This is a genomic window from Sphingomonas bacterium, assembly GCF_028289855.1.
Classification (GTDB): Bacteria; Pseudomonadota; Alphaproteobacteria; order Sphingomonadales; family Sphingomonadaceae; genus Sphingomonas.
In genome coordinates, this window is the sequence record NZ_JAQGKZ010000118.1 from 13413 (window position 1) to 26584 (window position 13172).

The following is a 13172-nucleotide window of genomic DNA, read 5'->3' on the forward strand; positions in this document are numbered from 1 at the left end:
GGACCGCCCCAAGAGCAAGACCGGGGGAGAATGGAATGGCGACGCTGGCACCGGAGGAATTGCGGCCCGATCCCAGCCCGTCGGACATCCGGCTGGTCATCACCGCGTCGTCGCTCGGCACGTTGTTCGAGTGGTACGACTTCTTCATCTACGGCACGCTCGCCGCGGTCATCGGCAAGACCTTCGTGCCGTCGGACAACGAGCTGGTGCGCAACCTGCTCGTCTGGGCGGGGTTCGCGGTGGGGTTCGGGTTCCGGCCGCTGGGCGCGGTGCTGTTCGGGTTTCTCGGCGACCGGCTCGGGCGCAAATACACCTTTCTCGTGACGATCACGCTGATGGGCATCGCGACCGCGGGGATCGGGTTCATCCCGCCCGCGTCGCAGATCGGGCTGTGGGCGCCGGCCATCGTCGTCTTGTTGCGCGTGATGCAGGGGCTGGCGCTGGGCGGCGAATATGGCGGGGCGGCGATCTACGTCGCCGAGCATTCGCCGCCGGGCAAAAGCGGGTTTTACACCAGCTTCATCCAGGCGAGCGTCGCGGGCGGGTTCATCCTCAGCCTCGCGGTCGTGCTGCTGACCAAGTTCACGGTGGGCGGCGACGCCTGGGCGGTATGGGCGTGGCGCTTCCCGTTCATCTTCTCGCTCGGGCTGCTCGCGGTGTCGCTGTGGATGCGGTTGAAGCTCAGCGAAAGCCCGGTGTTCAAGGCGATGAAGGATGCCGGCGAGACGGTGAAGAACCCGTTCAAGGAGAGCCTGACCTATCCCGGCAACCCCAAACGGCTGTTCGTCGCGCTGTTCGGGATCGCGGCGGGACTGACGGTGATCTGGTACACCGCGCTGTTTTCGACGCTGACCTTCCTGACCAATACGATGCGGGTCGAGGAGACCGCCGCGCAATTGATCGTCGGGTTCGGCGGGCTGTGCGGGCTGTTCTGGTTCATCGTGTTCGGGCGGCTGTCCGACCGCGTGGGCCGGAAAGCGCCGATCGTGATCGGCTATGCGCTGACGCTCGTCATGCTGTTCCCGATCTTCTGGGTGATCGGCGGCGCGGCGAACCCCGACCTCGTGCACGCCAACAAGCGCTCGCCGGTGATCGTCAGCGGGCCGCAGTGCACGTACGACGTGTTCGCCCCGAATCAGGCCGATCAATGCGGCCAGCTGCTCGATTATTTCTCCAAGAAGGGCGTCGCCTATACCAAGGGGTCGACCCCCGCGGTGGTGGTGATCATCGGCGGCGAGGCGGTCGCCGACACCAGCCCCGCCGGGCTCGACGCCGCGCTGAAGGATGCGGGCTATAGTCTCGACAAGGTCAGGCCGACCGCGTGGGGGATCGCCGCGATCCTGTTCGCGATGCTGGTGATGAGCGCGCTGGCCGGGGCGACCTACGGCCCGGTCGCGGCGTTGCTCGCGGAGATGTTCCCGCCGCGCATCCGCTACAGCTCGATGTCGATTCCCTATCATATCGGCACGGGGTATTTCGGCGGATTCCTCCCCTTGATCAGCCAGTTGATCGTCGCCAAGACCGGCAATCCCTATGCGGGGCTATGGTACACCTGGGGCGTCGTGCTGTTCGCGTTGATCGTCGCGCTGTGGGGCTTGAAGTGGAAGGGGGAGACGGTTCCGGCATGAAGCGCGTGATCCTGGGCGCCGCAATTTTCGTCGCCACGCCGCTGGCGGCGCAGACCGTTCCGCCGCCGCTCAGTCCTTCGGTGCCGGTCGCGCCTGCGCCTGCACCCGCGCCGGACCCGATGGCGTCGTACGTGGTCGCGAGCAGCGAGATCGAGACGCCCAAGGGCAAGATGCCGCTGCAGTTGCTGATCGATGGCGACGATGCGGCGGTGCGCGGGATCGTGCCCGGCGAAACGTCGTGGCGGTATCTCCGCATCGGCGCCGATCCCGACACCGCGCTGCGCTTGCTCGCCGACCGGCGGCTGGCCTTTCTGTGGACCCCGTTGCTCGCCTGGACCGCGTCCGATCTGGGGGCGCTGCGGCGGCGGATGGTCGAGCGTGCCGAGCACGCCTACGAGGTCGCGTCGCCGATCACGCCGCAGAATTCGGCCGACTCGGTGGTGCGGCCGCCGACCCGCGCGCTGCTCCAGCTCGCCAACGTGCTGTTCCGCGCCGGTTACGTCGATCGCGCGCTCAAGCTGGTCGAGGACGACCGCGCGCGGCGCACGCTCAAGTCGAACTGGGACCAGATGGAATGGGTGATCCTGACCACGCGCGAGGGCAATCTGCTGATCGCGGCCGGCCGCTATGACGAAGCGATCGCGTTGTGGGCCGACGCGCGTCAGCGGATCGGGCACGACAATGTGTTCGGGGTCAATCTCGACGTGAATCGCGCCGCCGCGCTGGCGAATGTCGGCCGGTATGCAGAGGCGCTGGCGACGATCGTCGACGCGCGGACGCAGTTCGATGGCGGCAAGGAGAAGAACAAGCGCGGCGCGGTCCAGCTCGACGGCAGCGACCGCCAGTTCGAATGGATCCGCGGCTGCGCGCTGACCGGCCTGGGCCGCAAGGACGAAGCGCGCGCCGCATTCGCAACGGTGCTGACCGCACCCGAGCCCGTCGACCCGTTCTTCAAGACCGAGAATAACGATCAGCTGCGCTACCGCGTGTATTTCTGCACGCGCGATTCGGCCGCGCTGGCGACCTATGCCACGGCGGATATCGATACCGCCGTTTTGGCGCCGGGTTCGTTCCTGTTCCTGCAACCGGCGTGGCGCACCACCAACGATCCCGGCGGGATGATCGCCGCCACGCGCAATAACGCGGGATTGCGGATGGCGGCGGCGCGGTGGATGCGCGAATTGCCGCCCGCTTTGGTGCCGGCGCTCAACGGCTGGCGGTGACGGCGCGGCTGGCGTCGCCCGGCGGCGGCGTTTAGGTGGCCCCATGACTAGCGCCCCCTTACGCCTGCGTCGCGACGCCGACGCGTTGACCGCCAATTGGCGCGCGCTCGCGCGGATGAGCGGCGGCGCGGCGTGCGGTGCCGCGGTCAAGGCCGACGGTTACGGGCTCGGCGCGACATGGGTGGCGACAACGCTGGCGGCGGCGGGGTGCCGCGATTTCTTCGTCGCGACCTGGGCGGAAGCCGAGGCGCTGGCGCCGCTCGACCTGCCCGCGCTGTCGGTCCTGCACGGCGTGCGCGACGAGGATGTGGCGGCCGCGCTGTCGGGCGTGGCAACGCCGGTGATCAGCACCGCCGCGCAGGCCGCGCGCTGGCGGGCGGCGGGCGGCGGCGCGTGTCACGTCATGCTCGACACGGGCATGAACCGGTTGGGGCTTGGCACGGACGATCTCGCCGGGGGGGCGCTCGAGGGGCTGGCGATCGATACGCTGATGAGCCACCTCGCCTCCGCCGACGAGGATTCGCCCAAGAACGACGACCAGCGCCGCCGCTTCGTCGCGATGGCGGACGGGGTAGTTGCCAAGCGGTTGAGCCTCGCCAATTCCGCCGGGATCGCGCTCGGCGCGGACTTTGCCTTCGATCTGACGCGCCCGGGCCTCGCGCTTTACGGCGGGGTGCCGCGGCCCGATTTGGCCGGTGCGATCGTTCAGGTCGCCTTCCCGCTAGCGCAAGTGCTGCAACGCCGCACCGTCGCGGCCGGCGAGACGGTGGGGTACAACGCGACCTGGACAGCGTCGGCCGATACCGAGGTCGCAATCCTCAACATCGGGTATGCCGACGGCTATTGGCGCGGCTTTTCGGGGCATGGGCGCGCGCTGCACGATGGCGCGGCGCTGCCCCTGCTCGGGCGCGTGTCGATGGACCTGATCGCGGTCGATGTGACGGCGCACGACGTCGCCGAGGGCGATTGGCTCGACGTGGATTACAACCTGCCGCGCGCCGCGGCGCAATCGGGGATGTCGCAATACGAGTTGCTCACCGGGCTGGGGGGACGATTCGACCGTCTATCCTGACGGCTGCGCGCGGGCCTCTTACCAAATGGAAAAGCCGGGAACAGAGTTGGGTCGCGCGGGCACGGTTTTTATGCCAGTTTGATGCGGTGACCCTTACCATCGCCGAAGCCGAACAACTTACGCGTGCCGGAGCCGCGGCAATTCAACGCGGCGATCACGATACCGCCAAACGCGACCTCGACATATTGGCCAGGAGCGGCCGCGCGAATGTGCAGATTTGGCTGATGCTCGCGCATTGCTGCAGCAAGTTGAGCGATTGGCCCGCGGCGGAAACCGCCGCCGACGCCGTCCTCGCGAAGGATGAAGGAAACGTCCGCGCGCTGATCATCAAGGGCGATGCGCGTGTAGCCTCAGGCGACCTGCGCGCGGGCGCCAGCCTGTACGGGGCGGCTGTCCGGCGTGCGTCGCTGGTGCCCGCCTTGCCCTCCGATCTGCGGGTGGAAGTCGCGCGGGTCGAACAGGCGATCGTCACGACACAGGACGCGTTCGCGGCGGAGCTGTCGGCGCGCATCGCGGCCGCCGGTGTCGCGTCGCCATCGGCGCGCTTTGCGGAATCGGTCGATATCCTGTGCGAGAAGAAGCAGGTCTATCGCCAGGAACCCACCGCCTATTTTTTCCCGCAGCTGCCGCAACGGCAATTTTACGAACGCGAGGAATTCGATTGGGTCGAGACGATCGAGGCGGCGGCCGGCGATATGCTGGAAGAATTGCGCGACGCGCTTGCCGATAACGCGCCATTCAAGCCGTATTTCGAATCACGCGAAGATCGTCCAAGCTACGATTTCCACGGGCTGCTCGACAATCCGGCGTGGAGCACGCTGTATTTGTTCGAAAACGGCGCGCCGGTAGCTGACAATGTGGCGCGCTTCCCCAAAACGTTCGCTGCCTTGCAGCACGCCCCGGCGCCCCACATTACCGTCCGTGCGCCGTCGATGCTGTTCTCGCTGCTGCAGGGCGGAGCGCGGATCGCGCCGCATAATGGCATGATCAACACCCGACTCATTTGCCACTTGCCGCTGATCGTGCCGCCTGGCTGCGGCTTTCGCGTCGGCAACGAAACGCGCGAATGGGAAGTCGGAAGGGTGATGATTTTCGACGATTCGATCGAGCACGAAGCCTGGAACGACAGCGATCAGGATCGCGTCATCGTCATCTTCGACATCTGGCGGCCGGAACTGACCGATGACGAGCGGCGATCGGTAACGGCGATTTTCGAGGCGATCGACGCCTAGGGCCGGTATTCAATTGGCACGTGCCAATTGAATACCGGCCCTGGAACCCGGCGCGCCGGGCGCAAAAAAAAGGGGGCCGCAAGCGGCCCCCTTTCGATATTGGGCGAGGCCTTAGAAGTTGACCTTCGCGCCTGCGTAGAAATAGCGGCCGATATTCTCGTACGGCACGCCGCCTTCGTTGCCGACCAGGCCGAGCGGCGGCATCGTGTCGAATGCATTGTCCACGCCGACATAGAAGTTGAACTTCTTGCTCACATCGATGTCGAGCTTGAAGGCATGATAGAATATTGCCGGGTACCAGACCTGAGCGGTGTTGTCGGCATTCTGCGGCGGACGGCCATCGACCGCGAAATAATTCTCGTATGCGCCGATCGTCTGTTTGCCGAGATAGTTGACCGACCAGTGGAACGTGAACGGACCGGCGCCAAGGCCGATGTTCAGGTTGGCCGCGAGTGCCGGATCGCCCAGTTCCGACTTGATCCGGTCGCGGAACGTCGGATTGGTCGGGCTGGTGAAGTTGTCGCGACGAATGACGTACGTCGCGAGCGCCCGCACATCGAGCCTGAACCCACCGAATTTATGGGTGTAATCGAGCTCGAAGTCGATGCCGTCGGCCTTGAACTGCGCAAAGTTCACGCCCGCCGAGGTTAGCGCCGGGTTCTTGAACGTCGAGTCCGCGTTGCGCGGGTTCAACAATGCGCAATATTGGTTGCTGAGCGACGGCAGATCGTAGCATTGATTGAGGATGGTCTGCGCACTCAATACCGCGATCAGGTTGTTCACGCGGATGCGATAGTAATCCGCCGAGAAGCTGAACCCGGGAATGAACCGCGGCGTCAGGACGCCGCCGATCGTCAGGCTCTTCGAGGTTTCCGGTGTCAGGAACTTATTACCCGACGACAGGAAGCCGGTGCTCGCAGTGCGGGCCGGCGTGTTGACGAATCCGACCGGGACACCCGCCGCCGCGCAGTTGGTCGGACGGCTGGTCGTGCCGTTGCCGATATTCGCCACGTCGCACGGATCGGCGATGAACGCGAAGTTCTGCGACGCCGGGGAGAACAAGTCACTGAGCGTCGGCACGCGCACCGACTTCGAGTAGTTCGCCCGGAAGCGGATATCGCGGACCGGCGCCCAAGTGGAACCGACGTTCCATGCGAAGGTGTGCCCGGCACTGGTATTATAGTCCGAATAGCGCGCCGCGCCGGTGACCGTCAGTTCCTTGAAGAAGGGCAAGTCCCTCAACAACGGAATTTCAAGCTCGCCGAACGCTTCCTTGACCTCGAAAGCTTGCGGGTTGAACGGCTTGAACGCGTTGAAGAACGTGCCGCCCGCCGACGACAACGGATCGGCCAGCGAGCTCGCGGTCTCACGACGATATTCGCTGCCGACCACGAACCGGACCGGGCCGCCGGGCAGCGAGAACAGCTGCGACGAGTCGCCGCCGATATAGGCGAGGACGTCGAGCTCGGACGCCTTCTGATCGAGATACGAGGTCGTATTGACGAAGTTGAGCGCCGCCTGGCTGGGCGCGCCGTTGCCGAGCAGGTTGATCGGCACGCAATCCGGCCGTGTGACCGTGACCTGGTTGACGCGGCAGACGATCTGGCCGGCGCCGTTTCGCACTGCATCGTAAGCGAGCAGGAATCCGTCGAAATTGCCCGCCAGATCCGTCAACTTGAGGTCGTTCAGTTCGTCCTGGTGGATTTTGACCTCGCCATAAGTGGCGGAGATTTCATAGTTCCAGTCGGTATTGAACGTGCCCTTGACGCCGCCGACGATGCGCCACGTGTCGCGCTTGATCCTTTCCTGACGGCCGCCGAAATCGACGTTGAAGCGGTTGAGCGCGAAGGTACCCGTCGCGACGTTGGTGCAGACACCGATGTTCTGCAACGCGGCCAGGTTGCTGCCCGTCAGATAGGCGTTGTCGCAGCGCGGGTTGGGCGCGCCGATCGTCGATGACACCGACGAGAAGAAGCTCGGCTGGCCCTCCTGCAACGCGCGCAGACGGACATATTTGCCCTCGAAGAACGGCACGAACGCCGGGCTGATTTCGAAATGCGCCAGCACGTTGGCGGTGAAGCGCTTCAACCCTGGCGCCAGCTGGCCGGTATCGCGCAACGTTGAACCGGGAACGGCGGCGTTGGGCGCATCGATGATGTTGCCCGAACCGACCGGACGGAAGTCGTACGCCGGAATATCCTGAACCAGATTGCTATTGGCATCGAAGCGGAAGATGCGCTGTACGCCCTGCGCCGTGCCGGCATTGAGGCAACGCGCGAGGCCGAGGGCCGCATTGACGCCGGCAGGCGCGAGCGTCGTGTTCGTGCACGCGACGGCCGTATTCACGCCGCCGACAAGAATTATGGGATTGGCCGCCAGCACCGTGCCGCCATTCGAGATCGTCCCGTTGCGCACGCCGCAGAAGAACACGTTGTCGGGAACGCCGTTGCCCGACTGCGGTTCGCCCGCCGTATTCTCGTTGAGATTGAGCTGGCAGCGGCCGGTAAAGGCGCCCGTCAGGTCGTTGCGGTCCCGGAGATACAGCGCGTCGCCGGTCGTATATTCCAGGTTGAGCGCGACATTGCCGCGACCGTCGGCAAAATTCTGCCCGGCGGTCAGCGAAACGAACCGGATGGGACGATCGCCGCGGCTCGATACGCCGCTCTGCCCCTTCAGCGTGATACCCTGATACTTGTCCTTCAGAATGAAGTTGACCACGCCGGCAACGGCGTCCGAGCCGTAAACCGCGGAACTGCCGCCGGTGATGATGTCGACCCGCTCGATCAAATCGGTCGGGATCGTATTGGTGTCGATGATGAAGTCGCCCGGCTGCGCCGTGATGTGGCGGCGGCCGTTGACCAGCACCAGCGTGCGGGTCGTGCCGAGGCCGCGAAGGTCGAGCTCGTTGAGGCCGGTGGTGCCGATGAAGCGAGTCGAGTTCGCCTGGCTGAACGTCGAGCGGAGCGACGGCAAGTCGTTGAGCGCGTCGCCGATGCTGATATCGCCGTTCTGGGTAAGTTCGGCGCCGCTGAGCGAGGTCACGGGAACGTTCGATTCCTCTTGCGGACGGCGAATGCGCGAACCGGTGATGAGGATGTCGGTGTCCGCATTGGCTTGATCGCCGGCCGCGGGCGTCGTTTGCGGCGCGTCCGCCGGTACCGCCTCGGCGGTCACTGCCGGCTTGTCGGCTGCCTTGTCGGCCGCGTAGGCAAATTGCGGCGCGAGCAAGCCGCACGACACGAGCGCCGTCGCGGACAAAAAGCGTGAGATCTTCATGCTGAACCCCTAAATACGGTGCTCCCCAGCACCTTCAGCGTCCAACTGAACGGTTTTGCCGCACCAGTGCAAGGCCGCAGCCCTGTTTATGTCAGAGGCGTCGCAATTTGTGTCAAATTGTATCAAAAATGCCACGATAGGGCAGAGTAGCTGGCTCATCGCTACTAAGTCTTTGCAAGAGTGCCCAAGTTTCTAAAGCATTCGGCGATTATCGCTCGATGCACATCGCGATGCCCATCCCGCCGCCGATGCACAAAGTAGCGAGGCCCTTCTTCGCGTCGCGCTTGCCCATTTCATAGATCAGCGTGGTCAGTACGCGCGCGCCGCTCGCGCCGATCGGGTGGCCGATCGCGATCGCGCCGCCATTGACGTTGACCTTGCTCGCGTCCCAGCCAAGCTCCTTGCCGACCGACAAGGCTTGCGCGGCGAAGGCTTCGTTAGCTTCGATCAGGTCGAGGTCGGCGATCGTCCAGCCGGCCTTCTCCAGCGCGCGGCGCGACGCCGGGACCGGGCCGATGCCCATGATCGACGGATCGACGCCCGCCGAGGCCCAGGACTTGATCGTCGCGAGGATCGGACTGCCGCGGCGTTCGGCTTCGGCGCGGCTCATGATGACGAGCGCGGCGGCGCCGTCGTTGAGCCCCGACGCATTGGCGGCGGTGACGGTGCCGTCCTTCTTGAAGGCGGGCCGCACGCCCGACACGCTGTCGATCGTCACCCCGGCGCGGATATATTCGTCGTCGGCGACGATCGTGTCGCCCTTGCGGCCCTTGACCGTCACGGGCGCGATCTCGTCCTTGAATCGCCCCGCCGACCTTGCGGCTTCCGCCTTGTTCTGGCTGGCAACCGAGAAGTCGTCCTGTTCGGCGCGCGTCACCTGGTATTGCTCGGCGAGGTTCTCCGCGGTGATCCCCATGTGATAGCCGTTGAACACGTCGGTCAGCCCGTCCTTGACCATCGTATCGACCAGGCTGAGATCGCCCATCTTGGTGCCGCCGCGCAAATGCTGCGCATGCGCCGACAGCGACATCGATTCCTGTCCGCCCGCGACGACGATCGTGGCATCGCCGGTCGCGACCGCCTGCGCCGCCAACGCGACCGCGCGCAGCCCCGACCCACAGACCTGGTTGACGCCCCATGCGGGCACTTCCTTGGGCACGCCCGCCGCCATCGACGCCTGGCGCGCCGGGTTCTGGCCCTGACCGGCGGTCAGCACCTGGCCGAGGATCACTTCGGATACGTCTTCACCGCTTACACCGGCCTGCGTCAGCGCTGCCTCGATCGCGATCCGGCCGAGTTCGTGCGCGGGCGTGGTGGCGAACGCGCCCATGAAGCTCCCCACCGGGGTACGCTTGGCGGCGGTGATGACGATGTCGGACATGCGGGCTGCTCCTCGAACCTGTTCGCGTCCACTCTAGCGGCGCGGGGCCGCGACCGCCAGCGCTGCACACGCACAGTCGCCAACGCACGCCTCCCGTCTCGTCGACGTAGCGTCATGCTGCGCTTATTTTGCGCAGCACGGCATGCCCGTGTTGCAGTGCGTCAAGCAAGCGGGTAGCGTCGCGCGCAACGGTTTTATGGGGCGCGATCAATGAAGAAACAGGCGGCCGGTGATGGCCCGGTGATCATCAAGAAATACGCCAACCGGCGGCTCTACAACACCGAAAGCTCGTCCTACATCACGCTCGATCACCTCGCGGCGATGACTCGCGAGGGCCGCGACTTCAAGGTGGTCGACGCCAAGACCGACGACGACATCACCCACAACGTGCTGACCCAGATCATCATGGAGGAGGAAAGCCGCGGCCAGACGATGCTGCCGGTCAATTTCCTGCGCCAGCTGATCGCGATGTACGGCGATTCGATGCAGGCGATGGTACCCGGCTATCTCGAAGCGTCGATGGAAAGCTTCCGCCGCAACCACGAGCAATTCAAGACCGCGGTCGAAGGGGCGTTCGCCAATTCGCCGTTCGCGGAGATCGCCAAGCGCAACATGCAGATGTTCGAGGCCGCGACCAAGGCGTTCAAGCCGGGTGCGGCCGGGGAGGTTGCTGCCCCAGCGCCGGGCAAGGGCGAGGATGTCGCCGCGTTAAAGGCCGAACTCGCGCGGCTGCAGGAAAAGATCGAGAAGCTCGGCCACTGAGGCAATGGACTGGTCGGGCAAGGAGATCGCCGAGGGCGCTGTCGCGCTGGCGCTCGTCGTCGCGGTGGTGGCGGGGATTGTCGACTGGCGGCACAAGAAGCGCGACGACCTCGATCGCGTCACCTTGCTCGACTGGCGTAGCGTTCAGGTCTTCGCGCTCATCGCCGCGGTCATCGCATTCAGCGTCGCGTTCAACCTCTAACTTTCATTGGACTCGTGCTCCGGCGAAGGCCGGAGCGTTGGCACCGTAGCGCTTCGATCGCCTGCGCTCCGGCCTTCGCCGGAGCACGGTGAGCGATCAAACGTGATCTCTAGTAGAAGCTTTTGAGCGTCAGCGCGCGGACGCCGCCGCTGCACAGCCCTAGCCGCACCACGCGGCCCGGCGTCGCGACTTGCCACATCGCGATCGGATCGCGCGAATATGCCGCGGAGACCGCGGCGCCATCGACGCTGCAGATTTCGTCGCCCGGCTGCCACCCGCCCGCCGCCGCCGGGCCGCCGCGCATGACATGAAGCACGCGAAGACGGTCGGCTTCGGTCGAGAGCAGAAGCCCGCTGGTCGACCGCAGCGGCGGGCGGTCGGTGTCGGCGGTCGCCGCCATCACCATCCGCCCCGCGCGTGGGTCGAGCAGCACGCGGAAGCGCTGGAGAAAGCCAATCCCGATCCGCCCCGACGCGCCCATCCGCGACGAAAACCCGCCGCCGGACTCGATCAGCGTTTCGGCCTGACGCAGCGTCGAATCGCCCACCGCGATTTCGGGCAGCACCGCGAGGTCGGACTGGACCGCGCCGGCGACGCTGTACGAAACCGTCGTGGTCGTCGCGGGACGGCCATCGCCGAGCGACTTCCACGCCTCGGTCGACACCGCGATCGTCGCGCCGTCGCCGGTATCGACGATCATCGGGCGCAGCCGCGTGCCGTCCACACGCATTTCGCTGATATAGAGCTGGTCGCGGCCCGACAGCGACAGCGGCGCGCTCTGGCCTGCGAACGGCAACCGCCCGCTCGGCAGCAGGCGGAACCGCCGTGCGCTGAAATCGATGTCGAGCGCGTAGTAACGGAGCAAATCGCTGCCGATCACCGCGTCGATCGTCGTCGCGCTGCCGGTCGCGGAAATCGGCAGATCGAGCACGCCGAGCCGCCCGCCGGTCCTGGTCAGCCCGCCGATCACCAGCGTCCGCCCGTTGACCTGACCCATCGCGACGGACCCGCCGATGCCGATGCCCTGGCCGCCATTGGCGATGCGCAAGCCCGCTTCGCTCGCCCAGCGGCGCGAGATCACCGACATGCTGAACCCGGTGTCGAGGATCGCGGTCGCGGCGCGCCCGTCGACCGTCATGGCGAAGCGGATCTGGTTGCCGGGGGTCAGCTCGAATGACACCCATTGCGATTCGGCATCGTCCGCCAGCACCATGCGATCGGGTAACGGCGGTGGCATCGCCGGCGCCATCGCCGCGCCGAGCGGGGCGGGGAGGAGGGCGAGCAACGGGATCAGCCAGCGGCGCATGCCCCGTGCTTAAACCCAAGCTGCTCCCACGAAAACGGGGTTAGAGGTGCGTTAACCCCGTTCCCGTCCCACCGCTAGAAATGGAACACGAGCCGAGCGGTCAGCCGAAGGTCGCGAAAGTTCGCTCGGGTCGATCCCGGAACCATGCCCGGGGTGACATCGGTTGCCGGATTGAGCGTCGTGCCGTTGATGACGATCGGCGGCGACGTACGCGAAGCACCCGCGCAGGTTCCCGCCGCGATCGTCGCGGGATTGCATCCCCCGGCCAGCGTGAAATCGTGCGATCCATAGCTGGTGTAGCGCGCGTCGAGTCCCAGCCCGACCGACTTCGACAGCTTGGTCTCGCCGCCCAGTCCGGCGGTCCAGCCGACGATGTTCCGCCGTTCCGACGCGGTGATCACCACCGGGCCTATCGTGGGCGACACGAACGCCGCGATCCCGCCGCTGGTTGCGCCCGCGCCCGCCGGCGTGGTGAAGCTGTCCTGGCCGGTCAGGCGCAGTCGCGCGCCGGCCACGCCGCCGCTCGCATAAATCATGGTGCGCGACCCGATCGTCGTTCCGATCCGCGCGCGCAGCGACCAGTCGTACGATGTCCGCGCGCTGCGGCTGATGGTACCGTTGCTGGCGGGCGCCAGGATGGTTGTCGGGGTGGCGATCGGGTTGTTGAATCCGGAAAAATCGCGCGGGCCGTGAACGTCGGCCTCAATTCCCAGGATCAGTTGGCCCGTCTGCCACTGACCGCCCAGCAAGCCACCGTAGATGACGCTGGTGTCGGTGCCGCTGCCGCCGCTCGTCGCGCTCGTTCCAGGCACAATGACGATGCCGCGTCCGGGAACGAGGATGTTGCTGAGCTGTGTAACATTGTCGGTGCCGGTGGCCCGCAGCCGCCCGGAGGCACCGCCGGCTTCCGCACCGATATAGAAGCCGGACCAATCGTCATCGTCCTTGGCCTGGGCAACGCCCGGCAGACTGAGCATCGTGAGCGTGGCTACGCCGATCAAGAACTTCATTCGTCCCCCTTTTTCGCCGCGTTTCCCCCGGCGCGGCGCCGACGGGCACCATAAGGAGGTGCCGTCCATATTCACCCTAG

10 protein-coding genes are annotated in these 13172 nt (G+C 65.8%); 6 read left to right on the forward strand and 4 right to left on the reverse strand.

Translation table 11 applies throughout. The features are described 5' to 3' along the window. Positions 1 to 35 precede the first annotated feature (35 nt). From JWM94_RS13750 to JWM94_RS13765, 4 genes are all read left to right on the forward strand, one after another. On the forward strand, positions 36 to 1628 hold the full coding sequence (locus JWM94_RS13750) for an MFS transporter (protein ID WP_299428099.1): 1593 nt from the start codon (positions 36 to 38) through the stop codon (positions 1626 to 1628). Next, on the forward strand, positions 1625 to 2851 hold the full coding sequence (locus tag JWM94_RS13755) for a hypothetical protein (RefSeq protein ID WP_299428102.1): 1227 nt from the start codon (positions 1625 to 1627) through the stop codon (positions 2849 to 2851). The genes JWM94_RS13750 and JWM94_RS13755 overlap by 4 nt, the downstream gene beginning before the upstream one ends. Positions 2852 to 2894: 43 nt before the next feature. Continuing rightward, entirely contained in the window at positions 2895 to 3923 is a 1029-nt protein-coding gene (locus JWM94_RS13760; RefSeq protein WP_299428105.1) for an alanine racemase, read from the forward strand. Between the two features lie 86 nt (positions 3924 to 4009). Then, positions 4010 to 5155: an aspartyl/asparaginyl beta-hydroxylase domain-containing protein gene (locus JWM94_RS13765; RefSeq protein ID WP_299428108.1), complete on the forward strand. Its 1146-nt coding sequence runs from the start codon at positions 4010 to 4012 to the stop codon at positions 5153 to 5155. 111 nt (positions 5156 to 5266) lie between these two features. On the opposite strand, the gene JWM94_RS13770 is transcribed toward JWM94_RS13765, so the two are convergent. After that, on the reverse strand, positions 5267 to 8431 hold the full coding sequence (locus JWM94_RS13770; RefSeq protein ID WP_299428111.1) for a TonB-dependent receptor: 3165 nt from the start codon (positions 8429 to 8431) through the stop codon (positions 5267 to 5269). A 208-nt stretch (positions 8432 to 8639) separates the two neighbouring features. After that, complete coding sequence (locus tag JWM94_RS13775; RefSeq protein ID WP_299428114.1) at positions 8640 to 9812, reverse strand: acetyl-CoA C-acetyltransferase; 1173 nt, start codon at positions 9810 to 9812, stop codon at positions 8640 to 8642. A gap of 210 nt (positions 9813 to 10022) precedes the next feature. Here JWM94_RS13775 and phaR point away from each other — a divergent pair, with 210 nt between their 5' ends. Beyond that, positions 10023 to 10574 (forward strand): polyhydroxyalkanoate synthesis repressor PhaR, encoded by a 552-nt coding sequence (gene phaR, locus JWM94_RS13780; protein WP_299428118.1) that lies wholly within the window; start codon positions 10023 to 10025, stop codon positions 10572 to 10574. A gap of 4 nt (positions 10575 to 10578) precedes the next feature. After that, entirely contained in the window at positions 10579 to 10776 is a 198-nt protein-coding gene (locus tag JWM94_RS13785) for a hypothetical protein (RefSeq protein WP_299428121.1), read from the forward strand. A gap of 109 nt (positions 10777 to 10885) precedes the next feature. Here JWM94_RS13785 and JWM94_RS13790 read toward each other — a convergent pair whose 3' ends face one another. Both JWM94_RS13790 and JWM94_RS13795 read right to left on the reverse strand, forming a co-directional pair. After that, on the reverse strand, positions 10886 to 12082 hold the full coding sequence (locus tag JWM94_RS13790) for an aspartyl protease family protein (protein ID WP_299428123.1): 1197 nt from the start codon (positions 12080 to 12082) through the stop codon (positions 10886 to 10888). Between the two features lie 74 nt (positions 12083 to 12156). Beyond that, positions 12157 to 13092, reverse strand: a complete 936-nt coding sequence (locus JWM94_RS13795; RefSeq protein WP_299428126.1) for an outer membrane beta-barrel protein — start codon at positions 13090 to 13092, stop codon at positions 12157 to 12159. Positions 13093 to 13172: the final 80 nt, after the last annotated feature.

Excerpts from the sequence above, each read along its gene's own strand:
- JWM94_RS13750 (WP_299428099.1), top strand. The coding sequence starts at position 36 with ATGGCGACGCTGGCACCGGAGGAATTGCGGCCCGATCCCAGCCCGTCG.
- JWM94_RS13775 (WP_299428114.1), bottom strand. The coding sequence starts at position 9,812 with ATGTCCGACATCGTCATCACCGCCGCCAAGCGTACCCCGGTGGGGAGC.
- JWM94_RS13785 (WP_299428121.1), top strand. The coding sequence starts at position 10,579 with ATGGACTGGTCGGGCAAGGAGATCGCCGAGGGCGCTGTCGCGCTGGCG.
- JWM94_RS13795 (WP_299428126.1), bottom strand. The coding sequence starts at position 13,092 with ATGAAGTTCTTGATCGGCGTAGCCACGCTCACGATGCTCAGTCTGCCG.
- JWM94_RS13790 (WP_299428123.1), bottom strand. The coding sequence starts at position 12,082 with ATGCGCCGCTGGCTGATCCCGTTGCTCGCCCTCCTCCCCGCCCCGCTC.
- JWM94_RS13760 (WP_299428105.1), top strand. The coding sequence starts at position 2,895 with ATGACTAGCGCCCCCTTACGCCTGCGTCGCGACGCCGACGCGTTGACC.
- phaR (WP_299428118.1), top strand. The coding sequence starts at position 10,023 with ATGAAGAAACAGGCGGCCGGTGATGGCCCGGTGATCATCAAGAAATAC.
- JWM94_RS13755 (WP_299428102.1), top strand. The coding sequence starts at position 1,625 with ATGAAGCGCGTGATCCTGGGCGCCGCAATTTTCGTCGCCACGCCGCTG.
- JWM94_RS13770 (WP_299428111.1), bottom strand. The coding sequence starts at position 8,431 with ATGAAGATCTCACGCTTTTTGTCCGCGACGGCGCTCGTGTCGTGCGGC.